This window comes from Streptomyces sp. OR43 (assembly GCF_008042275.1).
Lineage (GTDB): Bacteria > Actinomycetota > Actinomycetes > Streptomycetales > Streptomycetaceae > Streptomyces.
The window spans coordinates 392,892-419,019 of the sequence record NZ_RDBK01000022.1; the positions used below are offsets into that span (position 1 = coordinate 392,892).

Consider the following 26,128-nt stretch of genomic DNA (forward strand, 5'->3'; position numbering starts at 1 on the left):
CACCTGGCTGCTGACCGCCCCGACGCCCGCGCTGGCCGACAGCTGCGCGTACGCCTCGATCGGCGACGGTGACGGGGGTGCGGCGGTGGAGGCGGGGGCTTGGGTTTCGGAGCCGGCCGGGGCGTGGGCTCCGGAACCGGCCCCGCGAAACAGCTGCCGTTGCCGCTTTCGGCCACCGCCGCACCCCCGTCACCGTCGCCGATCGAGGCGTACGCGCAGCTGTCGGCCAGCGCGGGCGTCGGGGCGGTCAGCAGCCAGGTGAGTGCGACGGCCGCGGTGAGCCGGCCGATGAGTGATCCGTACACGACGGGGAGCATGTTCCGGGCCGTGGCGGGGCACGCCGGACAGCCGTGGGATTCGCCTGATGGAGGGGACCTGAGGCACTCGGTGTTTGAGGCTCCGGAAGAATCTGCGTACGCATTGAACAAAAAGCGGCCCGGCGCCCGTATCCACTGCCATGAACGGCGCGAACCCGCGTCGCAACTGGCGGAAGTTCCACGGGAGTTGACATGAACACCTGGCGAAACGCCTCGCTCGCGGTCGCCGCGGCGGCCCTGTTGGCGCTGACGACGGCGTGCGGTCAGGACAAGGGCGGCGCGTCCACCGACGGGCAGAACGTGGGCAACGCGAGTCCGGCCGGGCAGGCCGCCGACAGCTATGGATCGGACAGCGGCTACGGCTCCGGCGCGACGACCGAGACCGCGTCGGCGAAGCAGGCGGGTCAGCTCGCGGTGTGGGACAGCAAGAAGCTCGGCAAAGTCGTGACGGACAGCGAGGGATTCACGCTCTACCGATTCGACAAGGACACCGCGAGCCCGCCCAAGTCGAATTGCGAAGGCGACTGTGCGAAAGCCTGGCCGCCGGTGCCCGCGGGCAATGTCACGGCCGCCGCCGGAACGGACGCCGCCACGGTCGGGAAGGTCACCCGCGCCGACGGAACGCAGCAACTCACACTGGCCGGCTGGCCGATGTACCGGTATGCCGAGGACACCCGTCCGGGCGACGCGCTGGGGCAGGGAGTGGGCGGAACCTGGTTCGCCGCGGCGCCGGACGGCAAGAAGGCGGCGGTGAACGCGGACGGTCCCTCGGGTGCGGAGCCGGCGGGCCTCGCGGGACTCTCGGTGCGCAAGGATCCGAAACTCGGCGATATCGTCGTGGACAGGCGCGGCATGACGGTCTACCGGTTCAAGAAGGACGTCGCGTGGCCGATGAAGTCCGCCTGCACCGGCGCCTGTCTCTCGAAGTGGCCGGTTGTCGCGCCGGTCGGGAAGAATGAGGTGAAGGGCGTCACCACGAAGGGTTTCGTCACCTTCGACCGGCCCGACGGACTCAAGCAGCAGGCCATCGACTGCTGGCCCCTCTATACCTTCTCCGGGGACGTCAAACCCGGTGACACCAACGGCCAGGGGGTCGGAGGCACCTGGTACGCGGTCTCTCCCCAGGCCAAGTTGGCGGGTGCGCCGAAGTAGTTCCCACGCGCTCTTCCGGTGCCCTCCCATGCCGTCCCGTCGCCGAATGTCACAGGCAGCGACGGGACGGTTGCACATGCCACGGGTGTGTGACCAATAACGGACCGCTAATTTCCGTTTCCGCTCGCTCTCCTGGCGGTGGGTCAGTAGCCTCTGGTCAATACTGACCATGAACATGGCCGGATCCCCGAGGCGACTGTTGGAGACATCGATGGAGCGTCCCGCCTGGGCACCGCAAGGCATTGACATTTCGGTGCCGAGCGTGTCCCGAATGTACGACTTCTATCTGGGCGGCTCGCACAATTTCGAGGTGGACCGGGAAGCGGCCCGCAAGGCCATGGAGTTCATGCCGGGACTTCCCAAGATCATGCAGGCGAACCGTGCCTTTATGCGGCGCGCCGTACGCTTCGCGCTCGACGAGGGCGTCACGCAGTTCCTGGACATCGGCTCCGGGATACCGACCTTCGGAAACGTGCACGAGGTCGCGCAGGCGCTCGACCCGCGGGCGAAAGTGGCCTACGTCGATCATGATCCCGTCGCTGTCGCACACAGTCAGGCCGTTCTCGAAGGCAACGACCGCGCGGTGATCGCCGCGGCCGACCTGCGCCGGCCGGAGGAGATCCGCGACCACCCCGAGGTCTCCAAGCTCCTCGACCTGGACCGCCCCGTGGCGCTGCTGCTCGTCGCCGTCCTCCACTTCATCGAGGACGCCGACGACCCGCAGGCCGCCGTCGCCGCGCTGCGCGACATCCTGGCCCCGGGAAGCCTGCTGGTCGTCACCCACGCCTCGTACGAGGGGGTTCCCGTGACGAAGGAGGAGGCCGGCGGCGCGGTGGGGGTGTACAAGAACATCCGTAACCCGCTCGTCATGCGCTCCCGCGATGAGGTCGGCCGGTTCTTCGACGGCTACGAGATGGTCGAGCCCGGACTGGTTCCGATGCCGCTCTGGCGTCCCGAGGCCTCCGGCGCGCAGGACAACGAGGACCCGTACGCGTTCGCGGGCTTCGCCGGAGTGGGACGCAAGGCGTGAGCATTCCCGCCCAGGCGTCCGGAGCCCCGGACGCGGAGCCCGACGGCCCCGAGGACCGGCTCCGGAGATTCGCCACGATCTGGAGCCGGGCGATCTTCCCGTCGACGGCCACCTCCATGACCCGGCCGGAGTTCGAGCAGCATCTGCTGCCGCTGGCCCGCGCGCTCAGTGACACCCTGCACGCCCGCCCGTTCGACCCGGCAGCCGCGGGCGCGGTGGGCACGGCCCTCGTCGCGGCGCACTGCACGGACCCGGACGCGCTCAGCTCCACGCTCGGCGTCGTCGACTCGTATCTGGTGCTCTACTGCGGCAGCAACGGACCGGTCACGCTCTCGACCGAGGACAGCCGGTCCCGCAGCGCGCGGATCCAGCACGCGGTCGCCGGTGGCTTCTCCCAGGCACTGCGCGAGCGGACACTCGCCGAGCAGGAGGCCATCGCCCGCTCGGCGCTCTCCGCACGCTCCCATGCCGAACAGGCGCTGCACGCGACGGAAGCGCGCTTCAGGGCCGTCTTCAAGGACGCGGCCATCGGCATCGGTATCGCCGACCTGGACGGCAACCTGCTGGAGATCAACGACACCCTCACCCGGATGTTCGGCGGTCTCGAAAACCATGTCCTGAGCCACCGCCTCAACGAGTGGGTCCATCCGGAGGACACCCCGCAGGTCTGGAAGTACTACAACGAGCTGGTCCGCGGCGAACGCGAGCACTACCGGGTCGAGAAGCCGTACTACCGCAACGACGGCACCGTCCTGTGGACCAATCTGACGGTGTCGCTGCTCCGTGACTCCGAGGGCCGGCCCGAGTACCAGCTGGCCCTGATGGAGGACACCACCGAGCGCCGGCTCCTCAACCTGCGGCTGCGGTACGAGGCCACGCACGACGCGCTCACCGGCCTGCCGAACCGGACGCTCTTCCTGGAGCGGCTGGAGAAGGCGCTCTCGGCGGGCGACGGGAGCCGGTTCGGCCTCTGCTACCTGGACCTGGACGGCTTCAAGGCGATCAACGACAGTCTGGGCCACGCGTCGGGCGACCGGCTGCTCGTCGAGGTCGCGGACCGGCTGCAGAGCTGCGCGACCGCACCCGGCGAGATGGTGGCGCGCCTGGGCGGCGACGAGTTCGTGGCGCTGACCACGGGACCGGACACCGCGTCGGAGGTCGACGAGCTGGCCTGCCGGCTGCTGAGCGTACTCGCCGCGCCGGTCCGCCTCGACGGGCGGGAGCTGACCGTCCGCGGCTCCATCGGGGTCGTCGAAGGGCCCGCCGGTGAGCGCAGTGCCGCGGAGGTGCTGCGCAGCGCCGACATCACGATGTACCGGGCCAAGTCCGCGGGCGGCAACCGCTTCGAGCTCGCCGACGCGGAGGCGGACGCCCGCGCGATCACCCGGCACGGCCTGACCACGGCGCTGCCGGCGGCACTGGAGCGCGGTGAGTTCTTCATCGAGTACCAGCCGCTGGTCCACCTGGACGACGGTTCGGTGCACGGGGCGGAGGCCCTGGTGCGCTGGTGCCACCCGCAGCACGGGGTGCTGGGGCCCGACCGGTTCATCGCACTCGCCGAGCACACGGGGCTGATCGTGCCGCTCGGCCGCTGGGTGCTGGAGGAGTCGGTGCGCCAGGCCAACTTCTGGCAGGAGCGGCACACCGACGGCGGCCCGCTGCGGATCAACGTCAACCTCTCACCGGCCCAGCTGCACCACCCGCGGCTGGTCGCGGAGACCGTCGACGTCCTGGAGCGTTCCGGGCTCGAAGCGGGAGCGCTGTGCCTGGAGGTCACCGAGTCGGCCCTCATCGGGGCGGACGAGGACCTGCTGAAGCCGCTGCGGCAACTCGCGGAGATGGGCGTCGACATAGCGCTCGACGACTTCGGCACCGGGTACTCCAACCTGGCGAACCTGCGGCGGCTGCCGGTGAGCGTGCTGAAGCTGGACCGGTCCTTCACCCAGGGGATGCAGCACCACCCGGCCGACCCCGTCGACCTGAAGATCGTCGAGGGGATCGTGTCGCTCGCGCACAGCCTGGACCTGGCCGTGACGGTGGAGGGCGTGGAGACGAGGGCGCAGGCGGAGCAGCTGCGGCAGCTGGGCTGCGACACCGCCCAGGGCTGGTACTACGCGCGCCCCGGCGCACCGGACCGGATCCACTCCCTGCTGCTGGCCGACGCGGTGTGAGTCCGGCGGACGCCGCGCCGCCCAGGTCCGTCCTCAAGCGCCGGACGGCCCTGACGGCACGGCGTCCGCCCGGCTGGCGAGCAGCACCCGCTGCAGTTCCCGCGCCGCCCGAGGCGGAGCCACGTCGCTGCGGTGCGCCAGCGCGATCGTGCGGCGCAGCCCCGGCCGTGCGAGGGGTGTCGTCCGCAGGTCGTGGCCGGCCCGGGTGGCGACCATGCTCGGCACCACCGCAACCCCCAGGCCGGCCCGGACGAAGCCGAGCACAGCGTCCATCTCGCCGCCCTCCACCGTGAACGACGGCTCGAAGCCCTCGGCGCGGCAGGCGGCGACCGTCAGCTCCCGCAGGTCGTATCCGTGCCGGAACATCACCAGCGGCTCGCCCTGGAGATCCGCGATCCGGACCGTGCCGCCCCGGCCGGGCCGCGGGCCGTCCGCCGAGGAGACCACCACCAGATCCTCCTGGAGCAGTTCGACGGTGGTCAGCGCCGGTGAGGCCGCGGGCAGCGGCAGCACCACGAGGGCCAGGTCGAGTGCACCGCGCGCCAGTTCCCGTACCAGGTCGTGCGAACCGCCCTCCTCCAGCAGCAGCTGGATCCCCGGGTGCAGGTCGTGGAAGTCGCGCAGCACATCGGGCAGCAGCCCCGTGCAGACGCTGGGCGTCGCCCCCAGTCTGACCCGGCCGCGGCGCAGCTGGGCCAGCTCCTGGACCTCGTGACGTGCGGTGTCGGCGTCGGCCAGGATGCGCCGGGCGAGCGGCAGCAGGGCCTCGCCCGCGTCCGTCAGCGTGATGTTTCCCCGGGCCCGGCTGAAGAGTTCGGCGCCCAGCTCCGTCTCCAGGGCCCTGATCTGCTGGGAGAGCGAGGGCTGCGAGACGTGCACCTCCTCCGCGGCGCGGGTGAAGTGCCGGGCCTCGGCGACCGCCACGAAGTACAGGAGCTGCTGGAACTGCATACGCCCAGCCTACCGCCCTCGATAGGGCGTGCCTATGGACATCAGGTACTCCATGTCTTGGACTGATCGGGGCATTCGGCCCTAGCGTCGTGTTCATGGCATTGGCAACCCGCACGGACCGACGGCCGTCCATGACGCGCACGCTCTGGGACTCATCCGTCGGCAAGAAGACGATCATGGCCGTGAGCGGTCTGATCATGCTCCTCTACCTGGTCGTCCACATGGTCGGCAACCTGAAGATCTTCTTCGGGTCCGACGAGTTCAACGGCTACGCGCACTGGCTGCGCGTGATGGGCGAGCCGTTCCTGCACCACGAGTGGGCGCTGTGGATCGTCCGTGTGGTCCTGGTCGCCGCGGTGGTCCTGCACGCGGTCTCCGCGTACCAGCTCAGCCGGCGCGACCTGCGGGCGCGCCCCAGCAAGTACGTGCACAGGAAGCCGCGCGCGAGCTATGCCACGAACACGATGCGCTACGGCGGCATCATCATGGCGCTGTTCATCGTCTGGCACATCCTGGACCTGACGACCGGGACCGTGCACTCGGGCGGATTCCAGTCCGGGCACCCGTACCAGAACGTCATCGACACCTTCTCCACCTGGTACGGCAACGTCATCTACATCGTGGCCATGCTCGCCATGGGGCTGCACGTCCAGCACGGGTTCTGGAGCGCGGCGCAGACCCTCGGCGCCGGCCGCGCGACCCGCGACCGCGTTCTGAAGACCACCGCCAACGTCCTCGCACTGGCGCTGACCGTCGGCTTCGTCTCGGTACCCGTCGCCGTCATGACCGGAGTGGTGAGCTGACATGAACGACTACACGGACTACGCGACCGGCGCACCGGTCACCGACACCAAGGCGCCCGCCGGCCCCGTCGCCGAGCGCTGGGACACCCGCCGCTTCGAGGCGAAGCTGGTCAACCCCGCCAACCGCCGCAAGCACACCGTCATCGTCGTCGGCACCGGCCTGGCCGGCGGCTCGGCCGGCGCCACGCTCGCCGAACAGGGCTACCACGTCGTCCAGTTCTGCTTCCAGGACTCGCCTCGCCGGGCCCACTCGGTCGCGGCCCAGGGCGGCATCAACGCGGCGAAGAACTACCGCAACGACGGCGACTCGGTCCACCGGCTCTTCTACGACACCGTCAAGGGCGGCGACTTCCGCGCCCGCGAGTCCAACGTCCACCGCCTGGCCCAGATCTCCGTCGAGATCATCGACCAGTGCGTCGCGCAGGGCGTCCCCTTCGCCCGCGAGTACGGCGGCCTCCTCGACAACCGCTCCTTCGGCGGTGTCCAGGTCTCCCGCACCTTCTACGCACGCGGCCAGACCGGACAGCAACTGCTCCTCGGCGCCTACCAGGCGCTCTCCCGGCAGATCGCCGCGGGCAACGTCGAACTGCACCCCCGCACCGAGATGCTCGACCTGGTCGTCGTCGACGGCAAGGCCCGCGGCATCGTCGCCCGCGACCTGGTCACGGGGAAGACCGACACGTACTTCGCCGACGCGGTCGTGCTGGCCAGCGGCGGCTACGGCAACGTCTTCTACCTGTCGACGAACGCCATGAACTCCAACGCCACCGCCATCTGGCGCGCCCACCGGCGCGGCGCGTACTTCGCCAACCCCTGTTTCACCCAGATCCACCCCACCTGCATCCCGCGCACCGGCGAGCACCAGTCCAAGCTGACGCTGATGAGCGAGTCGCTCCGCAACGACGGACGCATCTGGGTGCCGAAGGCCAAGGGCGACACCCGCCCGGCGAACGAGATCCCCGAGGACGAGCGCGACTACTACCTGGAGCGCGTCTACCCCGCCTTCGGCAACCTCGTGCCCCGCGACATCGCCTCCCGCGCCGCGAAGAACGTCTGCGACGAGGGTCGCGGCGTCGGCCCGGGCGGCCAGGGCGTCTACCTGGACTTCGCCGAGGCCATCGAGCGGATGGGCCGCGCCAAGGTCGAGGAGAAGTACGGCAACCTCTTCGACATGTACGCGCAGATCACCGCGGAGAACCCGTACGAGACCCCGATGCGGATCTACCCGGCCGTGCACTACACGATGGGCGGGCTCTGGGTCGACTACGACCTCCAGACCACGATCCCGGGCCTGTTCGCCATCGGCGAGGCCAACTTCTCCGACCACGGGGCCAACCGGCTCGGCGCCTCCGCGCTGATGCAGGGTCTGGCCGACGGCTACTTCGTCCTGCCGTCGACCATCAACGACTACCTGGCCCGCAACCCGCACCACGACGAGGTCGACGCCTCCCACCCCGCCGTGGAGGAGGTCGTCGCCGAGACCGAGGACCGGCTCAACCTGCTGCTGGCCGTCGACGGCGACCGCACTCCCGACTCGTTCCACCGGGAGATCGGTGAACTCATGTGGGAGTACTGCGGAATGGCCCGCACCGAGGAGGGCCTGCGCAAGGCTCTCGGCCGGATCCCGCAGATCCGCGAGGAGTTCTGGCGCCGCATCAAGGTCCCGGGAACGGGCGACGAGTTCAACCAGTCGCTGGAGAAGGCCAACCGCGTCGTCGACTACCTGGAGCTCGCCGAGCTCATGTGCCTCGACGCCCTGCACCGCGCGGAGTCCTGCGGAGGCCACTTCCGCGAGGAGTCGCAGACCGCGGACGGCGAAGCCGCCCGCCGTGACGAGGAGTTCTCGTACGCGGCGGCCTGGGAGTTCGCCGCCACGGGCGAGGCCCCCGTCCTGCACAAGGAAGACCTCGTCTTCGAGTACGTCCACCCCACTCAGCGGAGCTACGCATGAAGCTCACCCTGCGCGTCTGGCGCCAGAAGAACGCCGGTGCCCCCGGCGCCATGTCCACCTACGAGGTGGACGGAATCTCGCAGGACATGTCGTTCCTGGAGATGCTCGACACCCTCAACGAGGAGCTCATCCTCGCCGGCGACGACCCCGTCGCCTTCGACCACGACTGCCGCGAGGGCATCTGCGGCGCGTGCAGCCTCGTCATCAACGGCGACGCCCACGGCCCGGAACGCACCACGACCTGCCAGCTCCACATGCGGTCCTTCGAGGACGGCGACACGATCGACATCGAGCCCTGGCGCGCCTCGGCCTTCCCGGTCGTCAAGGACCTCGTCGTGGACCGCTCGGCGTTCGACCGGATCATCCAGGCCGGCGGCTACATCTCCGCCCCGACCGGTACGGCTCCCGACGCGCACGCGACGCCCGTGCCCAAGCCGGACGCGGACTTCGCCTTCGAGCACGCCGAGTGCATCGGCTGCGGCGCCTGTGTCGCGGCCTGCCCCAACGGCTCGGCGATGCTGTTCACCTCGGCGAAGGTCAACCACCTGAACGTCCTGCCGCAGGGCGCCCCGGAGCGCGAGACCAGGGTCCTGGACATGGTGGGCCAGATGGACAGCGAGGGCTTCGGCGGCTGCACCCTCACCGGTGAGTGCGCCACCGCCTGCCCGAAGGGCATTCCGCTGCCGTCGATCTCCGCGATGAACAAGGAGTGGCTGCGGGCGACCCGCAAGGTCCACCGCTGAGCGCTCGTACCGGTTCCCGGTCCCGGAGGCCGCCCGCCCCCGGGACCGGGAAGTCCGCTACGCCTCCGGCAGGGTCAGGAGGTCACGGAGAGATCGTCCCCGTAGACCGTGCCCTGTCCGTACCAGCCGTGCAGATAGACGGTCACCGTGCCGCTCGTGCCGGTGGTGAAGGCCACCGACTGCTTGGCGTAACCGCTCGACGAACCCCAGGTGCTGGCCGACGCGCCGCCCCGGACACCGAGGTAGCCGTAGTTCCCCTGCACCCAACCCTGAAGTGTGTACTTGGTGTTGGGGGCCAGGGTGAGCGTCTGGGTGCACTCGCCGGTCTGCGAGGAGGTGGCCGCGGCGGCGAGGGCGTGCGTACCGCCGTGCACCGGCGTGGAGACGACCGCGCCGCCGGACTCACAGGTCCAGGGACCGAGCGAGCCGGTCTCGAAGCCGCCGTTGACCAGCGATCCGGTGCCGCCGCCCGGGCCGGAGACGGTCAGGGTGTACGGGGCCGAGTGGCTCAGCGTGCCCGAGGCGCCGGTCACGTTGATGGTGTACGTGCCGGGTGCGGCCGACGCCGAGGTGCTGACCGTCAGCGTCGACGTGCCCCCCGCGGTGACCGACGCCGGGCTGAGGGACGCCGTGACTCCGGCCGGTGCCCCGCTCGTCGTCAGCGCGACGGTCTTCGCGCTGCCCGAGGTGACCGCGGTCTTCACGGTGGCCGTGGCCGAACCGCCCGGTGCGACCGTCGCCGATGCCGGGGTGACGGCCACCGAGTAGTCGTCCGTCACCGGGCCGCTGCCGCCGCTCGTGAACGGGGCGAACGTGTGGCTGAAGTACCAGGTGTCCTGTGCGATGCCGGAGCAGGTGTCGCTGCCTCCGGTGCCGGGGCAGCCGCCGTTGTCGCGCTGGAGCGCCCAGAACGACAGCGTGCTGACGCCCTTGGAGACGGCCCAGTTGTAGACCTGGGTGGCATCGGCCGTGGTGAACGTCTCGGCCGGACCGTAGTCGTCGATGCCCGGCATCTCGATGATGCCGGTCATGCCCCAGAGCTGGGCGTCGGTCTTCGACGGATACAGACCGGCGAGCTGGCCCTTGAGGCCGGTGATCGCCGTCTGGGTGTCCTGCGCCATGTTGTGCGAGGCCCCGTCGTAGTAGTCGAACGTCATGAGGTTCACGAGGTCGACCTTCGCGCCGTTGGACACGGCGTTCTCCAGCACCGCGAGGCCGCTCTCGGCCAGCCCGCTCGTGGTGGTGGGCAGGGTGTAGGAGATCTGCACCGAGCGGCCGTTGGCGGCCGCCCAGTCCTGGACCTTCTTGATCGCCTTGTTGCGGCGGTCGATGCCGGCGCTGTTCTCCAGCGAGTTGTCCTCGATGTCCATGTCGAGGCGGGACACGTCATAGGTCGTGATGACCTTCTCGTACGCCGCCGCGATGGAGTCGACGCTCGTACAGCTGTCGGCGATCTCGGTTCCGCCGTTGTCGGCCGCGTAGCCGCCGAACGACGGGATCACGTCGCCGCCGCGCGACCGGATGGTGGTGAAGTCGGCGCCGAACTCGGACGAGGCGATGGGTGTGCCCGCATCGCCGTTCCAGTAGGGGGTGCAGGACCCGCGGGCCTGCGTCTGGATGAAGGCCATGGTCAGGTACTTGGCGCCGGACGCCTGGGAGAGCGCGGCCGGGCTGTCGCCGTTCCAGGCCTCGAAGTACGGGGCGAAGACGTGCGCGGGCAGGGGAGTGGCGGCGGTCGCGGCGGCCTGCGCGCCGGCGCCTGATCCGAGGACCAGGCCTGCGGACGCGACCACGGTGGCCAAGGCGCCGAGGACGGCGCCGACTGTTCTTGGACGTCTCATGGGGGAGCTCCCAGCGGGGTGGGACAACGGGCGGATTGCCGTGAGGCATGCCCATGATTGGTCTGGACCAGGTAACTGTCAACGTTCTTTACTGTTTCATGTCCAGCCGCTGCCCTGACGCTTAACTCGCCTTTTGTGCAGGCGAGTTGGTGTGCGTCGGTGTCAGTCCCGGGGGAGAGCGGCCCGGAGGTACGCGGCCGTGCGGCTGTCCTCGGCCCGCGCCACCTCCGCCGGCGGCCCGGCCGCCACGATCCGGCCGCCCCGGTCGCCGCCGCCCGGGCCGAGGTCGATCACCCAGTCGGCGCCCGCCACCACGGCCATGTCGTGCTCCACGACCACGACGGTGCTGCCCGCGTCGACCAGCCCGTGCAACTGCCGCATCAGCACCTCGACATCGGCGGGATGCAGCCCCGTCGTCGGCTCGTCGAGCAGGTACAGGGTGTGGCCCCGCCGGGCCCGCTGCAGTTCCGCGGCCAGCTTGATCCGCTGCGCCTCCCCGCCGGACAGCTCCGTCGCCGGCTGCCCGAGGCGCAGATAGCCGAGCCCCACATCGAGCAGCGTCCGCAGACTGCGCCCGGCGGCGGGCGTGTCCGCGAAGAAACCCGCCGCCGACTCCACGGTGAGGTCCAGCACCTGAGCGATGTTCAGCCCCCGCAGGGTGACGTCGAGCGTCTCCGGGTTGTACCGCGCTCCGTTGCAGTCCGGGCAGGGCGCGTACGTACTGGGCAGGAACAGCAGCTCCACCGAGACGAACCCCTCGCCCTGGCAGGTCTCGCACCGCCCGCCCGTCACGTTGAAGGAGAACCGGCCGGCCCGGTAGCCCCGCTCGCGCGCCATGTCGGTCGCGGCGAACAGCTTGCGCACGACGTCGAACAGCCCGGTGTACGTGGCCAGGTTGGACCGCGGGGTACGTCCGATGGGCCGCTGGTCGACCTGGACCAGGCGGTCCACCGCCCCGAGCCCCTCCGCCGCGGCGCAGCCCGGTGCCGGCCGCTCCATCCGGTCCTCGGAGGCGTCCGGGGCCTGTCGGTCCGCCAGCACGCCCGCCAGCACCTGTCCCACCAGCGTCGACTTCCCCGAGCCCGAGACCCCGGTGACGGCGGTGAACACCCCGAGCGGGAACGCGGCGTCCACCTCGCGCACGTTGTGCCGGTTCACCCCGTGCAGCCGCAGCCACCCCGAGGGCGTGCGCGCCTCGCGTACGGGAGCGGGGGCGTCGTCGAAGAGGAAGCGCCGCGTCGCCGACTCCGCCACGTCGGCGAGAGCGGCCGGCGGCCCGCTGTGCAGGACCCGGCCGCCGTGCTCACCGGCCAGCGGTCCCACGTCCACGAGCCAGTCCGCCTGCCGCACCACGTCCATCTGGTGCTCCACGACGAACACCGTGTTCCCGGCCTCCTTGAGCCGGCCGAGCACCGCGAGCAGCGACTCCGTGTCCGCCGGATGCAGCCCCGCCGACGGCTCGTCCAGGACGTAGACGACGCCGAAGAGTCCCGACCGGAGCTGGGTGGCCAGCCGCAGCCGCTGGAGCTCCCCGGACGAGAGCGTCGGAGCCGTGCGGTCGAGGCTGAGATAGCCCAGCCCCAGTTCGGTGACCGTCCCGATCCGGGCCAGCAGGTCCTCCGTCAGTACCCGGGCGGTGTCGTCCCCGCCCGCCGCCGACAGCACCTCGGCGAGCTCCGTGAGCGCGAGGCCCGCCAGCTCCGCGATCGTGCGGCCCGCGAAGGTCACCGCCAGGGCCTCCGGCCGCAGCCTGCTGCCGCCGCAGACCGGGCAGGGCGCACTCGTCAGGAAGCGTTCGGCCTTGGCCCGCAGCGTGCGGCTCCGGGAGTCGGCGAACGTGTGCATCACATAGCGCCGTGCGCTCATGTACGTGCCCTGGTAAGGGCGTTGGATCCGGTCCGCGTCGCGCACGGGATGCACCGTGACCACCGGCTGCTCGTCCGTGAACAGGATCCACTCACGGTCGGCCGGATCGAGTTCGCGCCACGGCCGGTCGATGTCGTAGCCCAGCGCGTCCAGCACATCGCGCAGGTTCTTGCCCTGCCACGCCCCCGGCCAGGCCGCGATCGCCCCGGCCCTGACCGACAACCCGGGGTCGGGGACCAGGAGCTCCTCGGTGGTGCGGTGGATCCGGCCGAGACCGTGGCATGCGGGGCAGGCCCCGGCGGCGGTGTTCGGCGAGAAGGCGTCCGAGTCCAGTCGCTCCGCCCCCGGCGGATACTCCCCGGCCCGTGAGAACAGCATCCGCAGGGAGTTGGACAGGGTCGTCACCGTGCCGACGGACGACCGCGCACCCGGCGCCGACCGGCGCTGTTCCAGCGAGACCGCCGGCGGGAGCCCGGTGATCTCGCCGACCTTCGGTGCGCCCACCTGGTGGATGAGCCGCCGGGCGTAGGGCGCGACGGACTCGAAGTAGCGGCGCTGGGCCTCCGCGTAGATCGTCCCGAAGGCCAGCGAGGACTTCCCGGACCCGGACACGCCCGTGAACACGGTGAGGGTGTCGCGCGGGATGTCGACCCGTACGTCTTGCAGATTGTGCTCGCGAGCGCCGCGAACCCTGACGTACGGATCGTGGGGGGTGGGCATGGGGTGGGGCTCCGTACGGTTCGAACAGGCTGACCGGGACAAACGGTTCGATTCTAGGCGTCGGGCCCGTGCCGTGTGGCCGAGGGCCGCCATCCCTTGGTTGGCTGGGCGCATGAGAGACGACGACGCCCGACCGCTGGCCGTGTTCGACCTGGACGGCACCCTCGCGGACACCGCCCACCGCCAGCACTTCCTGGAGGGCCCCCGGCGCGACTGGGCCGGCTTCTTCGCCGCCGCCCCCGCCGACCCGCCGCTGCCCGAAGGCGTGCGGCTCGCCGTGAGCAGCGCCGAGGAGTGCGAGGTCGTCTACCTCACGGGGCGGCCGGAGCGCTGCCGGAAGGACACCGTGGCCTGGCTGGCCCGGCAGGGGCTTCCCGGGGGACCGCTCCACATGCGGCGCAACGACGACCGGCGGCCGGCCCGCAGGACCAAAGTGGAGACCCTGCGGCGCCTTGGCCGGGACCGCGCGGTGCGGATGCTGGTGGACGACGACGAACTCGTCTGCGACGCCGCCGAACTGGCCGGATTCACGGTGGTGCGCGCCCGCTGGGCGATCGCCTCGCCCGCCCTGAGGGACGCGCAGGAGCGCGAGGGGCGCACCTGACCGGGGCCGGAGTCGTCACTCCGGGTCGTCGAGCCGGAAGCCCACTTTCAGGCCGACCTGGTAGTGCTCGATCTGGCCGTCTTTGATCTGTCCGCGCACCTGGGTGATCTCGAACCAGTCGAGATTGTGCAACGTTTCGGAAGCTCTTGCGACGCCGTTGCGGATTGCCGCGTCCACGCCGTCATGGGAGGTTCCTACGATCTCCGTGACGCGATACGTGTGGTTTGACATGGTGTGTCTCCTCTCGCCCTTACCAAGGTGCCCCACCTCGGTGAGGTTCGCGAGAGATCGCGTGGCTTCGGTCTGTCCGGAACCGCCCTTGACCAAAGTATTGGTCCATACCAAAATCCAGCCACGCCCGTGCGAGCGCAGCCCGCAGTCCCCCACACCGGGTCCGCAAGACTGTCCTGCCGTTTCGCAGAAGGTGACCCCCGTGAAGAACCGCATGCTCGTCGGAGCCATTGCCCTGATATCCACTGTCGCGCTGGGCGGGTGCGGAATGATCCCGGGCTCGGGTGGTTCGGGCGGCAAGAAGGTCACCATCTGGCTGATGAAGGACAGCGTCACCAGCGACTTCCTGGACCGCTTCAAGGAGTCGTACGAGGACGAGCACTCCTCGATCGAACTGGAGTTCAAGATTCAGAGCTGGAGCGGAATCGGGCCGAAGGTTCTCGAAGCGCTGGGCGGCAAGGACACGCCGGACGTCATCGAGGTCGGCAACACCCAGGTCGCCCAGTACGCGGAGAGCGGCAACCTGCGCGACCTCACCCTGGAGTCCATGCGTGACCTGGGCAGCGAGGACTGGCTCCCCGGCCTCGCCGAGCCGGGCAGCATCGGCGGCGTCCAGTACGGAATTCCCTGGTACGCGGCCAACCGGGTGGTGATCTACAACAAGGACCTGTTCGAGGACGCGGGGATCAAGAGTCCGCCGAAGACGCGCGAGCAGTGGATCGAGGACAGCGAGAAGCTGAACCGGAACGGCAACCAGGGCATGTATCTGCCGGGCCAGAACTGGTACGTGCTCGCCGGATTCATCTGGGACGAGGGCGGTGAACTCGCCGACGACAACGGCGGGGACTGGCAGGGCCGGCTCGGCACTCCGGCTGCGCTGAAGGGCATGGACTTCTATTCCGAACTCCAGGCACTGGGTAACGGTCCCAAGGACGCGGACGAGGAAAAGCCCCCGCAGAGCGATGTGTTCGCCAAGGGTGATGTCGCGCAGATCATCTCCACCCCCAGCAGCGCCACCCTGATCGAGAAGGCCAACCCGGAACTCAAGGGAAAGCTGGGCTACTTCCCGATACCCGGAAAGACCGCGAAGGCGCCCGGTTCCGTGTTCACCGGCGGCTCCGACCTGATCATTCCGCAGAAGGCGGACCAGCGCAGCGCGGGATTCGAGGTCATCAAGGCACTGGCCGGGGCGAAATGGCAGGAGGAACTCGCCAAGGCCATGAGCTACGTGCCCAACAAGACGTCCCTGGCCCACGTCATCGAGGGTGAGGAGAGCACCGCCGCGATGGCCGCCGGCGCGGCACGGGGCCACGCGACCCCCAACTCGTCGCAGTGGGCCGCCGTCGAGGCCGCCAACCCGATCAAGCCGTACATGACGGCGGTCCTCCAGGGCGGGGACCCGGCGACCGCGGCGAAGACCGCGTCCGAGAAGATCACCGCGCTGCTCGCCGGCAGCTGACAGGGAAGCCGTCGCACGGCCTCGGCGGGGGAGGGCGGGGCCTTCGCGCGGCGCAGGGAGATTGGGCCGTCGCACGGCTTCGCCGGGGGAGGGCGGGCTTTCGCGGGGCGCACGGAGATTCGGCCGTCGCACGGCCTCGGCGCGGGAGGGGCGCGGCCCCTCGCGCGGCACGGTTTCGGCCGGCGCACGGCTTCGCGGGGGAGGCCGGGGCCGTCGCGCAGCGCGGGATTCAGCCGTCGCACATCCCCGCTCCCCATGGCGGACACGTCGAATCCAGCCGGTCACGGAAGAAGTAGGAGGGTCCGGGTCCTCGCGGCCGCGCGAAGGCCCGGCAGCCGCCCCTGCCGACCCGTCCCCGGAGTCCGTCATGCATGTGCTGCCCACCGCCTCCCCTCTCACCCCGTCCGTCCCGGTACAGCAGCCCGGCCCCGCCGCCCCGCCGCGCTACCGGGTCTCCCTCGCCATGGACCAGGCGGAGATACGCGCCGCCCAGCGCCTGCGCCACCAGGTCTTCTCCGCCGAGTTCGGCGCCCGGCTGGACGGACCCGAACCGGGCCTGGACAGCGATGCGTTCGACGCGTACTGCGACCACCTCCTGGTCCGGGAGACGTCGACCGGCGAGATCGTCGCCACTTACCGGCTGCTGCCGCCCGAACGCGCGCGCATCGCCGGACGCCTCTACGCCGAGAGCGAGTTCGACCTCACCCGCCTCGAACCGGTCCGGGACGACCTGGTCGAGGTCGGCCGCTCCTGCGTCCACCCCGCCCACCGCGACGGCGCCGTCATCGCCCTGATCTGGGCAGGCCTCGCCCGCTACATGGAGCGCGGCGGCCACAACTGGCTGGCGGGCTGCTGCTCGATCCCGCTCTCCGACGGCGGGGTGGCGGCCGCCCGGGCCTGGGAGACCGTACGGACGAAGCACCTGGCGCCCGAGGACTACTGGGTCGCGCCGCACCGACTGTGGCAGGCCCCGGCCGGGCTCCCGGACGGCCCCGGAGGACTCGCCTCGCTCCCGCCCCTGCTGCGCGGCTATCTGCGTCTCGGCGCCCGCGTCTGCGGGGCACCCGCCCACGACCCCGAGTTCAACGCCGCCGACCTGTACGTCCTGCTCTCCCTCCGCGCCACGGACCCCCGCTACCTGCGCCACTTCCTCTCGCYCGCCCCCCAGCAGTGAGCGCCTGGCTGCCCGTCTCGCCCTGCACCCCGCCCGGCTGCGCCACCCACGACGGCCCCGGCCGGCACCCGGTCACGGCGACGGCCCTGCTGCTCGCCGGCTGCGCGCTCACCCTCACCGGCGCGCTGTGCACCCCGCTCGCCCTGCTGCTGGGCCGGGCAGCCCGCGAGCGGCTGACCCGGGGATGGGCGCACGGGGTGGTCCGCGCCTTCGGGATCCGGGTGCGCGTCGTCGGCCGGCCGGACGGCCACCGGGGCGGGCCGGGGGTCCTGGTCGTCGCCAACCACGTCTCGTGGCTGGACATCCCCCTGGTCGCGACGGTGTGCCCCGGCCGGATGCTGGCCAAGAGCGACATCAGGAACTGGCCGCTGCTCGGGCCGCTGGCCGCGCTCGGCGGCACCCTCTTCGTCGAGCGCGAACGGCTGCGCGCCCTGCCCGCGACCGTCCACGCCCTGGCATCGGCGCTGCGGAGCGGGGCGCGCGTCGTGGTCTTCCCGGAAGGCAGCACCTGGTGCGGCCGCGGGCCGGGCGGCCGGTTCCGGCCCGCGGCCTTCCAGGCGGCGATCGACGCCGGAGCCGCCGTCCAACCGGTGCGCATCCGCTACCTCGGCACGCCCGAGGGGCGCCGGGCCCCGGCGGGAGCCGCCGCTTTCGTGGGGGACGATCCGCTGGCCGCCTCCCTGTGGCGGGTGGTGCGGGCGGCCGGGCTGACCGCCGAGATCCACGTCCTGCCGCCGATCCCGGCGGGCCGCGTCCACGGCCGCCGCGCACTGGCCGGGCTGGCTCAGTCCACGGTGGCCAGCGACAGCGCGAACCTGCCTGCCGCATCGGTCCACCACTGACTCAGCCGAAGGTCCGCAGCGGCGAGTTCCTCGCGCACCCCGTCCTTGCGGAACTTCGCCGACACCTCCGTCCGCATCTCCTCACCGTCCTCGAACGGCACCAGCAGATCCAGTTCCGGGATCTTCACCGTGAGCGCCCGGCGGGCCCGCAACCGCATCTCGATCCACTCCTCCCGCGGGTTCCACCGGGCGACGTGCTCGAAGTCGTCCGGCGCGAAGTCCGCACCCAGCTCCCGGTCGACGACCGACAGGACGTTCCGGTTGAAGGCGGCCGTCACCCCGGCCGCGTCGTCGTACGCCGCGACCAGCACCTTCTCCTCCTTCACCAGATCCGTCCCCAGCAGCAACGTGTCACCGGGGGACAGCATCGACCGCACCGACGACAGGAACGCGGCCCGCTCGGCGGGCAGCAGATTGCCGATGGTGCCGCCGAGGAAGGCCACCAGCCGGGGGCCCGGAGTGTCCGGCAGGGACAGTTCCGCGGTGAAGTCGGCGATCAGCGCGTGCACCGACAGTTCCGGACGCTCCTTGAGGAGAACGTCCGCCGCACCGCGCAGCGCGCTCTCGCTCACGTCGACCGGAACGTAACTGTGCAGGCCCGCGAGCGCGTCCAGCAGGTGCCTCGTCTTCTCGGAGGAACCCGATCCCAGCTCCACGAGCGTCCGGGCACCGGAGGCGGCCGCGATCTCGGCCGCCCGGTCGATCAGGATCTCCCGCTCCGCGCGCGTCGGGTAGTACTCGGGCAGCCGGGTGATCTCCTCGAACAGCTCACTGCCGCGGGCGTCGTAGAACCACTTCGGCGGCAGCGTCTTCGGTTGCCGGGTCAGACCGTGCAGCACATCGGCGCGCAGCGCCGCGTCCGTCGCGTCCACCGGCAGGGTACGGGTCAGCAGAAAGGGACTCACTGGGTGGGCTCCTTGAGCGTGGTCAGCAGGACTTCGGCGCGGGTCGCGGTCAGCAGTGTGCGGTCGGGGGCCTCCTGCCAGCGCGGATCGTCGTCGTACGGCTCCGAGGCGACGACCGCGTGCCCGCCGGGCTCGGCCAGGTACCAGAGGGTGTCGCCCCACGCGGTCGCCACGATGGTGCGGCCGTCGGTGAGCAGCAGGTTGAGCCGGGATCCGGGGGCCGCCCCGGCGACCTCCACCACGGTGGCGGCGACCGCCTCCGGGAGCGTGTCGCCGGCCGTCAGGCGGTGCTGTATCAGGGCCCAGACCAGCGCGGAGTCACAGCGGGCGGTGAGGCGGAGCAACTCGGCCGGGGGCAGCGCCGCCGCCAGCGGTGCCACGGATCCGGGCCAGCCCTTCAGCGCGCCGTTGTGGCTGAACAGCACCCCGCCGCCGCGGAACGGCGCGGCCGCCGCCTCGCCGTCCGGGTCCGCCGCGGTGGCGTCCCGGACCGCGGCGAGCAGGGCTCCGCTGCGCACCACCCGGGCCAGATCGGCGAACGTCTGGTCGCCCCAGACGGGTCCCTGGCGGCGGTAACGTCCCGGCTCCGGGTCCCCGTCCGCGTACCAGCCGACACCGAAACCGTCCGCGTTGACGGTTCCGTACCGCTGCCGGCGCGGCTCCCAGGACTGCCGTACCAGCGAGTGCGCCGGCTGGGTCAGCACGGCACCCAGGGCTATCGGCGGGCCCACGTAGGCAATATGACGGCACATCAGAGATCCCTGGCGGTACGGAATCCGGAGAAGATCTGGCGCCGCACCGGAAGGTCCCAGTTGCGGAAGGTCCCCCGGCACGCCACCGCGTCCACCGCGAACGAGCCACCGCGCAGCACCTTGTGCTCCGGGCCGAAGAACACCTCCGAGTACTCGCGGTACGGGAACGGCGCGAAGCCCGGATACGGGAGGAAGTCGCTCGACGTCCACTCCCACACATCGCCGATCAGCTGTCCCGCGCCCGAAGGCGCTCGCCCGGCCGGGTACGCCCCCGCCGGTGCGGGACGCAGATGGCGCTGCCCGAGGTTGGCGCGCTCCGGTGCCGGGTCATCGTCGCCCCATGGATAGCGGCGGGAGCGCCCGGAAGCGGGGTCGTGGCGGGCCGCCTTCTCCCACTCCGCCTCGGTGGGCAGTCTGCGGCCGGCCCAGCGGGCGTACGCGTCCGCCTCGTACCAGCTGACGTGCAGCACCGGCTCGTCCGCCGGGACCGGCTCGGTCACGCCGAAGCGGCGGCGCAGCCACTGCCCGGCGTCCCGGTGCCAGAACAGCGGGGCCGTCAGCTCGTGCTCACGCACCATCGCCCAGCCCTCGGGCTGCCACCACCGCCGCTGTGTGTAACCGCCGTCCTCGATGAACGCCCGGTAGGCGCCGCAGGTCACCGGTGCGGTGTCGATGAAGAATCCGGGCACCTCACGCCGGTGCGCGGGCCGTTCGTTGTCGAGTGCCCATGGCTCGGTGGACGTGCCCATGGTGAACGGGCCGCCGGGGACCAGGACTTCCGGAGCCAAGGCGGCCGCGCCGGCCGCCCGCGGCGGTTCCGGGGCGGTCAGTACGGCGGGGCCCGAGCGAAGCTGATGCGTGATCAGCATGGTCTCGTCGTGCTGCTGTTCGTGCTGGGCGATCATCCCGAAGACGAAACCGGACCGCACCAGCGGCCGGTCGCCCAAGGGCGTCGACTCCAGGACGTCCAGGGCCCGGCCGCGTACCTCCGAGGCGTAGGAGCGGGCCTCGGCGGGCGCCAGCAGCGGCAGGGAGGGCCGGGTGGCCCGGGGGTGCTCGAACGCGTCGTAGAGACCGTCGATCTCGGGGCGCATGGCCTCGCGGCCCGCGACGCCGCGCAGTAGCCACAGTTCTTCCTGGTTGCCGATGTGCGCCAGGTCCCAGACCAGGGGAGACATCAACGGGGAGTGCTGCGCGGTGAGTTCGTGGTCGTCCACGCTGTCGGTCAGGATCCCGGTCCGCTCGCGGGCGGCGAGCAGCGCGGCCAGCGCGCGCTCCCGGAGCGCCTCGGGATCCTGACCGGCCGGGCCCTGCGGGCCGTACGGCGAGGGTGCGGGGGAATCGGTCATGAGAGGGTCCCCTTCGGGTGGACCGGACCGAGGTGCCGGTCCGTGGTGAGCAGGTCCCGCAGGTCGTCGGCGGGACATCGGCCCCGGGCGACATAGCGGTCCCGGAAGGCGGCCACCGCCTCCAGTACCGGCTCCGTCGCTCCCCTGCGCGGCAGCGCCTCCAGCGCGAGGTCGAAGCAGGTGACCGCCGCCGCCCGCAGCTCCGGATCGCTCAGCCCGTCGCGGGCGGCTCCGGCCCAGAGCGGATTGCGCGGCGCGGCCAGCGGGCCCGCCGTCTCGGACAGGGGTTTGACGGTGCGGTACACGGTCTCGGCGGCCTCCGGGTCGTCGAACAGGGCCGTGGTGACGGCGAGCGGGACGAGCCAGCCGTCGTCGCCGGGCTGCGCGTCGATCATGCGCAGCTCCAGATGTCCGCGCGGCCGTACCGGCGGGAAGAGCGTGGTGATGTGGTAGTCGAGATCGGCCCGGACGGGACGGCGCGGTTCCCCGCGACGGATCCAGTCACGGAAGGTGAGCCCCTCGGGTACGGCCCAGGGCCCCGCGTCGCTCCTGATGCACAGCACGGGCGTGTCGAGCACATGGGCCGCCCAGGCGTCCCGGGGCGGCAACTGCCCGGCCGGGGCCAGGGTGCGCAGCGGATCGAGGTCGGCCCACAGCGACTGGCGCGCCGAGCGCCACGGCGCGGGCTTCCCCAGCCGGAACGGCGAGTTGGCGAACGCGGCTACCAGGACCGCGCCCAGCAGATGGGACAGCTGCCAGCGCCGCCCGTATCCGAGCGGTCCCGGCTCCTCCTCTCCGGCGTCCAGACAGACCTGGACAGAAGCGGTCGTGCACATCATGGCGCGGCCCGCGGGGCCCGACCGGTCGAGTGCGATCTCCATGGCGTCGTAGCGCGGCTGGTGCAGCAGCCGGCGCGGCGGATGCCAGGGGTCGACGCCGAACCCGGCCGGAGCGAGGCCCAGCCGGCCCAGCGTGTCGCGCACGGCGACAAGATCGGCGGCCGTGTCGTTGACGCAGGCCATGAGCGAGTCGGCGGGGCGCGAGCTGAGCTCCAGCTGGCCGCCGGGTTCGAACGTGAGCGCCGCGTTCAGGGGCAGCGCCCCGACGGCCTTCGCGGCCGCGTCGAGACGGTGGTGCGCGACAGGCACGTGAGGCCGGTCACGATCGTGGAGGAGCCACTCGAGCTCGACCCCCACGATGCGGGGCGGTCCTGTCTTGAAGCAGATACAGCGCAGTAAATCCTCCGCCTCGCCCTCGCCGATGGGCGTGGCCTGTCCGGGCGGACCGTGTGCGCCAGGTGTGTCGGTTGACATGCCGGGCCTCCTGTTCCGGTGCGACCGTCCTACCCAAACCCCTGCCGGGAGTTCGCACAAGGGTGCCCCCGTGCGACGGAAATTCACTTGCGTCCATGCCGTGGGGCCGTTGACGATGCCCCGTATGCACCATAAGGGGGAGGGCCGGTGAGCGCCCGGCTGCGCGCCATCGCGCGAGAGACCGAGACCATCGTCGAGGCGGGTCACTACCGCACACCACAGGGCCGCGAGGTCAGCATCGAACGTGCGCTGACCGCCGCCCTCTCGGGTACCGGGCTGTACGGCCCCGAGCCGCCGCACGTCGCGGCACTGGACGTGAACCGGACCCCGCGCATCGAGGTCACCGGCGAGAGCAGCCTCCAGGCGGCCGCCCGGATGACCGGCGAGGGACCGGGCAGGATCGCCGTCCTGAACTACGCCTCCGCCCGCAATCCCGGCGGCGGCTATCTCAACGGGGCACAGGCGCAGGAGGAGGCCCTGTGCCGTGGCTCCGCCCTGTACGCGACGCTGCTGCGGGCCCCCGAGTACTACGCCCACCACCGGGCCGAACGCAGCGCCTTCTACACCGACCGGGTCATCCACTCACCGGGCGTGCCCGTCTTCCGGGACGACCGCGGCCGGCTGCTGGACACCCCGTACACGGCGGGATTCCTCACCTCGCCCGCCCCCAACGCAGGAGTGATCCGCAGCCGGACCCCGGAACAGGCCCACCTCATCCCCGCCGCGCTCGCCTCGCGCGCCGAGAGGGTGCTGGAGGTCGCGGCGGTACGGGGCTACCGCAGGCTCGTGCTGGGCGCCTGGGGATGCGGCGTGTTCCGGAACGACCCGGCAGAGGTGGCGGGGGCCTTCCGCACGCTGCTCACCGGCGACGGCCGGTTCGCGGGCCACTTCGAGCAGATCGTCTTCGGCATCCTCGACCGCAACGCCGATTCGCCCACCCGGGCCGCGTTCGACCGTGCGTTCGTCCCCGAAGGTCAACCCTCAGGCTGACGTTGAGCCATAGGGTTCGACGTCAGCGGGCTCGTCGTGGCTGGACCGTTCGGGTCGGGCGCGCCCGCCACGGCCGCACCGATGAGCCACAGCCGCACCGATGAGCCACAGCCGTCACGGGCGCGGAGGCCGCCGCTCAGCGCCAGCCGTAGCGCTCCCGCATCCGCTCGACGACCAGGTCGAACCTGTCCCGGTCCAGGGCGCACGCCTCACGCCGCATGCCGTCCTCGTGTACCCGCAGCACCCGGTCCAGGTCGACCCACGACGAACGGCCCGAGCTGTCCCAGGGCCCCGCTCCCAGTGCCACCCACTCCCGGTCCCGGTCGTGCTGCTTGCTGGACAGCTGCACGGCGAGCAGCGTGCCCGCCGCCTCACGGGCGACGACGAGAACCGGACGGTCCTTGCCGCGCCCGTCGTTCTCCTCGAACGGCACCCAGGTCCAGACGATCTCGCCGGGATCGGGGTCGCCGTCGCGGTCGGGGGCGTACGAGGTACGGACCGGACCCACGTCGTGCGGGTCGGCCTGGGAAGTGGCGGTGGGGCCGGCCTGGCCGGGGAAGGCGGCCGTGCCGTCATTGCTGTCGCTGCGGTGCTGGATGGTCATCGCAACACCGTAGGACCCGCACGGTCCCTCGCGTGGAGCGGGTCCGCCGTACGGGCCGCGGAACACGACCCGTACCCCGTTCCTTCCGGCGCGGTCCGGACCCCGGCCCGAGGCTGACAGCCGGTCAGGGCCCCGGCGCGTTTCCGTGCCGAACGGGTCTGGAAGACTGCCCGACGCCATGAGTCAGTTAACCGAGCAGCCCGCCGAAGGCCCCGTCCCGACCAGCGCCGACGTGGCGCGGCTGGCGGGTGTCTCGCGGGCCACCGTGTCGTACGTGCTGAACAACAACACGGCCGTGAGGATCAGCGATCCGACCCGCCGCCGCGTGCGGGAGGCCGCCACCGAGCTCGGCTACGTCCCGCATGCGGCCGCCCGGAGCCTGCGCGCCGGACACTCGCGCATGGTGCTCCTGCCGACCTCGCACCTTCCCTCCACGCCGCTGCACCACCGCTTCCTGCACGGGCTGGAATCCGGCCTGCGACGCCTCGACTACACCGTCGTCCAGTACGGCTCCATCGGCCTCGACCCGGACGACGCCGCCCGCGCCTGGGCGGAACTGCGGCCCGTGGCCGTCATCGCGCCCGGTTCGGTCCCCCTCGCCCCGCGGGGCATCGTCGTCCTGCGGCGCTCCGGCGCGAAAGCGGTGATCACCCTCGGACCGCAACCGGTTCCCGGCGCCCACGCGCTGATCACCGATCAGCGGGAGGTCGGCGCCAGCGCCGTCCGGCATCTGCTGGAGCGCGGCCGGCGCCGGATCGGCGTGGTGATGCCGGCGGAAACCGGTCCCGCCCTGCTCGCAGGCCCCAGACTGGCCGGTGCCCGGCGGGCCGGCGCGGCCGGCCGGGCCAGGATCGAGGAGCTGCCGCTGCACTACACGGAGGAGTCTGCGGCCGCCCTGGCCGGCCACTGGCGCACACGCGGTCTGGACGCCGTGTTCGCGTACGACGACGCCTACGCGATGCTGCTGATGCGTGCCTTCCAGGACGCCGGGATCCAGGTGCCCGAGGACACCGCGGTGGTCGGTGCGGACGACTCGATGCTCGGCAGGCTGCTGAGGCCCAGGCTCAGCAGCGTACGGATGGAACTGGCCACGGTGCAGCCGCTGGCCGACCTCGTCGACCGGCTGGTGCGCCACCCCGGGACGGAACCGGAACGGCACGACCTGCTGCGGGCCCGGACGGTCCACCGCGAGTCCAGCTGAACCGGCCTCCAGCGCGGCAACATGCGCGGCGGACGCCCCTTGCCTAGCGTCATGACCATGAGTCATCCGCAGAGTTACGAGATCCTGCTGGTCCCCGCGTTCGCCGACGTCAAGGGCACGGCGGTCGAGGGAGCCGGGACGAAGGCATCCGACGCCGGCGGTTCCGGTCCCCGAGACGCGGACGCCGAGGATCAGGACACGGGGGACACCAGGGACGCGAAGGACAAGAAGGAAGCGAAGGACACGCCTGAAGCGGCGGGCGCAAAGGAAGCGCAGGTAGCGGCGGGCGCGCAGGAAGCGGCGGACGCGCATGACACGGCCGCCGAGGACCAGGACACCGATGACCAGGGCGCCGAGGACCAGGAGACCGACGACGTGATGGCGGAGCACTCCGGCAGCCACGCCGTCGGAAGCCCCCGCCCCGGCGCGGCCATCCGCTCGGCGGTGGTGACCGCCACGGGGGAGACGGGCGAGTCGGGCTACCCGCGGTACGCCGGCGAGGGCATGGTGGCGGACATCGACCCGGCGACGCACACCGTCCAGGCGCTGCTCATCGACGGATCGGAGCTGGACTACGGGCTCTCGGTCCGGGTCTCGGAGCGCGAAACGGACGGCTGAGGCCGCCGGGCTCCCGGCAGAACGGCGCTCAGGGCCCGGCCGTCACCGGCCGGGCCCCGACGCCTGCGCGCGCGGGAGGCGCAGCCTACTTCTGCTCCTTCTGCTGGTCCTCGATGGACTTGCGGACCTCGTCCATGTCCAGCTTCCTGGCCTGGCCGATCACGTCCTCCAGCGCCGCCTCGGGCAGTGCGCCCGGCTGCGAGAAGACAGCCACGTTGTCCCGGACGATCATCAGCGTCGGGATGGACCGGATCTCGAACGCGGCCGCCAGCTCCTGCTGCGCCTCCGTGTCCACCTTGGCGAAGACCAGGTCCGCGTGACGCTCGGACGCCGAGTCGTAGACCGGCGCGAACTGCCGGCAGGGGCCGCACCAGGAAGCCCAGAAGTCGATCAGGACGAACTCGTTCTCACTGACGACCTGATCGAAGTTTTCCTTGGTGAGCTCTACGGTGCTCATGCTCTGCTACCTCTTCCTGTGCCCGTATCGACGTGTCCGGGACAACGGTGCCTGTGCTTGCGCTATTCCGCCTGCCCATGTGGC

The 26,128-nt window shown here is 71.4% G+C and carries 23 protein-coding genes; 13 read left to right on the forward strand and 10 right to left on the reverse strand.

All coding sequences use genetic code 11. The annotated features are described in order from the left end of the window. Positions 1-509 precede the first annotated feature (509 nt). The 3 genes from EAO72_RS11605 to EAO72_RS11615 all read left to right on the forward strand — a co-directional run bounded on the left by EAO72_RS11605 (position 510) and on the right by EAO72_RS11615 (position 4,670). Positions 510-1,469 carry an SCO0930 family lipoprotein gene (locus EAO72_RS11605; RefSeq protein WP_148017176.1) on the forward strand — a complete coding sequence of 320 codons (960 nt, stop codon included), beginning with the start codon at positions 510-512 and terminating at the stop codon, positions 1,467-1,469. A 211-nt stretch (positions 1,470-1,680) separates the two neighbouring features. Next, a complete protein-coding gene (locus EAO72_RS11610) occupies positions 1,681-2,499 on the forward strand; it encodes an SAM-dependent methyltransferase (protein ID WP_148017177.1) in 819 nt (272 codons plus the stop codon). Continuing rightward, complete coding sequence (locus tag EAO72_RS11615; RefSeq protein WP_148017178.1) at positions 2,496-4,670, forward strand: putative bifunctional diguanylate cyclase/phosphodiesterase; 2,175 nt, start codon at positions 2,496-2,498, stop codon at positions 4,668-4,670. The genes EAO72_RS11610 and EAO72_RS11615 overlap by 4 nt, the downstream gene beginning before the upstream one ends. A 33-nt stretch (positions 4,671-4,703) precedes the next feature. On the opposite strand, the gene EAO72_RS11620 is transcribed toward EAO72_RS11615, so the two are convergent. Further along, on the reverse strand, positions 4,704-5,621 hold the full coding sequence (locus tag EAO72_RS11620) for a LysR family transcriptional regulator (protein ID WP_148017179.1): 918 nt from the start codon (positions 5,619-5,621) through the stop codon (positions 4,704-4,706). Positions 5,622-5,716: 95 nt separating this feature from the next. On the opposite strand from EAO72_RS11620, the gene EAO72_RS11625 reads away from it, so the two are divergent. Genes EAO72_RS11625 through EAO72_RS11635 form a run of 3 tightly spaced genes read left to right on the forward strand, consistent with a single transcriptional unit; the run spans position 5,717 to position 9,118 of the window. Beyond that, the gene (locus EAO72_RS11625; RefSeq protein ID WP_148017180.1) at positions 5,717-6,424 is read left to right on the forward strand and encodes a succinate dehydrogenase; all 708 of its coding nucleotides are present in this window, start codon (positions 5,717-5,719) and stop codon (positions 6,422-6,424) included. A 1-nt stretch (position 6,425) separates the two neighbouring features. Further along, on the forward strand, positions 6,426-8,375 hold the full coding sequence (locus tag EAO72_RS11630) for a fumarate reductase/succinate dehydrogenase flavoprotein subunit (RefSeq protein ID WP_148017181.1): 1,950 nt from the start codon (positions 6,426-6,428) through the stop codon (positions 8,373-8,375). After that, positions 8,372-9,118, forward strand: a complete 747-nt coding sequence (locus EAO72_RS11635) for a succinate dehydrogenase/fumarate reductase iron-sulfur subunit (RefSeq protein WP_148017182.1) — start codon at positions 8,372-8,374, stop codon at positions 9,116-9,118. The genes EAO72_RS11630 and EAO72_RS11635 overlap by 4 nt, the downstream gene beginning before the upstream one ends. 74 nt (positions 9,119-9,192) lie before the next feature. Here EAO72_RS11635 and EAO72_RS11640 read toward each other — a convergent pair whose 3' ends face one another. Further along, complete coding sequence (locus tag EAO72_RS11640; protein WP_187285009.1) at positions 9,193-10,959, reverse strand: glycosyl hydrolase family 18 protein; 1,767 nt, start codon at positions 10,957-10,959, stop codon at positions 9,193-9,195. A gap of 162 nt (positions 10,960-11,121) precedes the next feature. Beyond that, on the reverse strand, positions 11,122-13,545 hold the full coding sequence (locus EAO72_RS11645) for an excinuclease ABC subunit UvrA (RefSeq protein ID WP_148017183.1): 2,424 nt from the start codon (positions 13,543-13,545) through the stop codon (positions 11,122-11,124). Positions 13,546-13,657: 112 nt separating this feature from the next. Between EAO72_RS11645 and EAO72_RS11650 the strand changes: the two genes are divergently transcribed. Next, positions 13,658-14,149, forward strand: a complete 492-nt coding sequence (locus EAO72_RS11650; protein WP_148017184.1) for a phosphatase domain-containing protein — start codon at positions 13,658-13,660, stop codon at positions 14,147-14,149. Between the two features lie 15 nt (positions 14,150-14,164). Here EAO72_RS11650 and EAO72_RS11655 read toward each other — a convergent pair whose 3' ends face one another. Continuing rightward, a complete protein-coding gene (locus tag EAO72_RS11655) occupies positions 14,165-14,380 on the reverse strand; it encodes a dodecin (RefSeq protein ID WP_148017185.1) in 216 nt (71 codons plus the stop codon). A gap of 202 nt (positions 14,381-14,582) precedes the next feature. On the opposite strand from EAO72_RS11655, the gene EAO72_RS11660 reads away from it, so the two are divergent. The 3 genes from EAO72_RS11660 to EAO72_RS11670 all read left to right on the forward strand — a co-directional run bounded on the left by EAO72_RS11660 (position 14,583) and on the right by EAO72_RS11670 (position 17,855). Next, the gene (locus tag EAO72_RS11660; protein WP_148017186.1) at positions 14,583-15,839 is read left to right on the forward strand and encodes an extracellular solute-binding protein; all 1,257 of its coding nucleotides are present in this window, start codon (positions 14,583-14,585) and stop codon (positions 15,837-15,839) included. Between the two features lie 367 nt (positions 15,840-16,206). Next, entirely contained in the window at positions 16,207-17,013 is an 807-nt protein-coding gene (locus EAO72_RS11665; RefSeq protein ID WP_148017187.1) for a GNAT family N-acetyltransferase, read from the forward strand. Then, on the forward strand, positions 17,010-17,855 hold the full coding sequence (locus tag EAO72_RS11670) for a lysophospholipid acyltransferase family protein (RefSeq protein WP_148017188.1): 846 nt from the start codon (positions 17,010-17,012) through the stop codon (positions 17,853-17,855). The genes EAO72_RS11665 and EAO72_RS11670 overlap by 4 nt, the downstream gene beginning before the upstream one ends. On the opposite strand, the gene egtD is transcribed toward EAO72_RS11670, so the two are convergent. From egtD to egtA, 4 genes are read right to left on the reverse strand one after another with little or no spacing between them, the layout of a single operon-like run. Beyond that, on the reverse strand, positions 17,798-18,760 hold the full coding sequence (gene egtD / locus EAO72_RS11675; protein WP_148017189.1) for an L-histidine N(alpha)-methyltransferase: 963 nt from the start codon (positions 18,758-18,760) through the stop codon (positions 17,798-17,800). The genes EAO72_RS11670 and egtD overlap by 58 nt on opposite strands. Continuing rightward, entirely contained in the window at positions 18,757-19,512 is a 756-nt protein-coding gene (gene egtC, locus EAO72_RS11680; protein ID WP_148017190.1) for an ergothioneine biosynthesis protein EgtC, read from the reverse strand. Before egtC ends, egtD begins: the two co-directional genes overlap by 4 nt. After that, positions 19,512-20,861: an ergothioneine biosynthesis protein EgtB gene (gene egtB / locus EAO72_RS11685; protein ID WP_148017191.1), complete on the reverse strand. Its 1,350-nt coding sequence runs from the start codon at positions 20,859-20,861 to the stop codon at positions 19,512-19,514. Before egtB ends, egtC begins: the two co-directional genes overlap by 1 nt. Continuing rightward, positions 20,858-22,174, reverse strand: a complete 1,317-nt coding sequence (gene egtA / locus EAO72_RS11690) for an ergothioneine biosynthesis glutamate--cysteine ligase EgtA (RefSeq protein WP_148017192.1) — start codon at positions 22,172-22,174, stop codon at positions 20,858-20,860. Before egtA ends, egtB begins: the two co-directional genes overlap by 4 nt. Before the next feature lie 147 nt (positions 22,175-22,321). Between egtA and EAO72_RS11695 the strand changes: the two genes are divergently transcribed. Beyond that, a complete protein-coding gene (locus EAO72_RS11695) occupies positions 22,322-23,164 on the forward strand; it encodes a TIGR02452 family protein (protein WP_148017193.1) in 843 nt (280 codons plus the stop codon). Between the two features lie 136 nt (positions 23,165-23,300). On the opposite strand, the gene EAO72_RS11700 is transcribed toward EAO72_RS11695, so the two are convergent. After that, complete coding sequence (locus EAO72_RS11700) at positions 23,301-23,768, reverse strand: type II toxin-antitoxin system PemK/MazF family toxin (protein ID WP_148017194.1); 468 nt, start codon at positions 23,766-23,768, stop codon at positions 23,301-23,303. A gap of 178 nt (positions 23,769-23,946) precedes the next feature. On the opposite strand from EAO72_RS11700, the gene EAO72_RS11705 reads away from it, so the two are divergent. Further along, a complete protein-coding gene (locus EAO72_RS11705; protein ID WP_148017195.1) occupies positions 23,947-24,969 on the forward strand; it encodes a LacI family DNA-binding transcriptional regulator in 1,023 nt (340 codons plus the stop codon). A gap of 378 nt (positions 24,970-25,347) precedes the next feature. Beyond that, a complete protein-coding gene (locus tag EAO72_RS11710) occupies positions 25,348-25,587 on the forward strand; it encodes a hypothetical protein (protein ID WP_148017241.1) in 240 nt (79 codons plus the stop codon). 85 nt (positions 25,588-25,672) lie between these two features. Here the strand turns inward: EAO72_RS11710 and trxA are convergent, their stop codons facing one another. Then, entirely contained in the window at positions 25,673-26,044 is a 372-nt protein-coding gene (gene trxA / locus EAO72_RS11715; protein WP_148017196.1) for a thioredoxin, read from the reverse strand. Positions 26,045-26,128 lie beyond the last annotated feature (84 nt).

What these genes read in the sequence shown, in the direction of transcription:
- EAO72_RS11610 (WP_148017177.1), top strand. Translation starts at nt 1,681, where the DNA reads ATGGAGCGTCCCGCCTGGGCACCGCAAGGCATTGACATTTCGGTGCCG.
- egtC (WP_148017190.1), bottom strand. Translation starts at nt 19,512, where the DNA reads ATGTGCCGTCATATTGCCTACGTGGGCCCGCCGATAGCCCTGGGTGCC.
- EAO72_RS11630 (WP_148017181.1), top strand. Translation starts at nt 6,426, where the DNA reads ATGAACGACTACACGGACTACGCGACCGGCGCACCGGTCACCGACACC.
- EAO72_RS11705 (WP_148017195.1), top strand. Translation starts at nt 23,947, where the DNA reads ATGAGTCAGTTAACCGAGCAGCCCGCCGAAGGCCCCGTCCCGACCAGC.
- EAO72_RS11700 (WP_148017194.1), bottom strand. Translation starts at nt 23,768, where the DNA reads ATGACCATCCAGCACCGCAGCGACAGCAATGACGGCACGGCCGCCTTC.
- EAO72_RS11625 (WP_148017180.1), top strand. Translation starts at nt 5,717, where the DNA reads ATGGCATTGGCAACCCGCACGGACCGACGGCCGTCCATGACGCGCACG.
- EAO72_RS11635 (WP_148017182.1), top strand. Translation starts at nt 8,372, where the DNA reads ATGAAGCTCACCCTGCGCGTCTGGCGCCAGAAGAACGCCGGTGCCCCC.
- EAO72_RS11645 (WP_148017183.1), bottom strand. Translation starts at nt 13,545, where the DNA reads ATGCCCACCCCCCACGATCCGTACGTCAGGGTTCGCGGCGCTCGCGAG.
- EAO72_RS11620 (WP_148017179.1), bottom strand. Translation starts at nt 5,621, where the DNA reads ATGCAGTTCCAGCAGCTCCTGTACTTCGTGGCGGTCGCCGAGGCCCGG.
- EAO72_RS11650 (WP_148017184.1), top strand. Translation starts at nt 13,658, where the DNA reads ATGAGAGACGACGACGCCCGACCGCTGGCCGTGTTCGACCTGGACGGC.
- EAO72_RS11710 (WP_148017241.1), top strand. Translation starts at nt 25,348, where the DNA reads ATGGCGGAGCACTCCGGCAGCCACGCCGTCGGAAGCCCCCGCCCCGGC.
- EAO72_RS11640 (WP_187285009.1), bottom strand. Translation starts at nt 10,959, where the DNA reads ATGAGACGTCCAAGAACAGTCGGCGCCGTCCTCGGCGCCTTGGCCACC.
- egtA (WP_148017192.1), bottom strand. Translation starts at nt 22,174, where the DNA reads ATGTCAACCGACACACCTGGCGCACACGGTCCGCCCGGACAGGCCACG.
- egtB (WP_148017191.1), bottom strand. Translation starts at nt 20,861, where the DNA reads ATGACCGATTCCCCCGCACCCTCGCCGTACGGCCCGCAGGGCCCGGCC.
- trxA (WP_148017196.1), bottom strand. Translation starts at nt 26,044, where the DNA reads ATGAGCACCGTAGAGCTCACCAAGGAAAACTTCGATCAGGTCGTCAGT.
- EAO72_RS11655 (WP_148017185.1), bottom strand. Translation starts at nt 14,380, where the DNA reads ATGTCAAACCACACGTATCGCGTCACGGAGATCGTAGGAACCTCCCAT.
- EAO72_RS11605 (WP_148017176.1), top strand. Translation starts at nt 510, where the DNA reads ATGAACACCTGGCGAAACGCCTCGCTCGCGGTCGCCGCGGCGGCCCTG.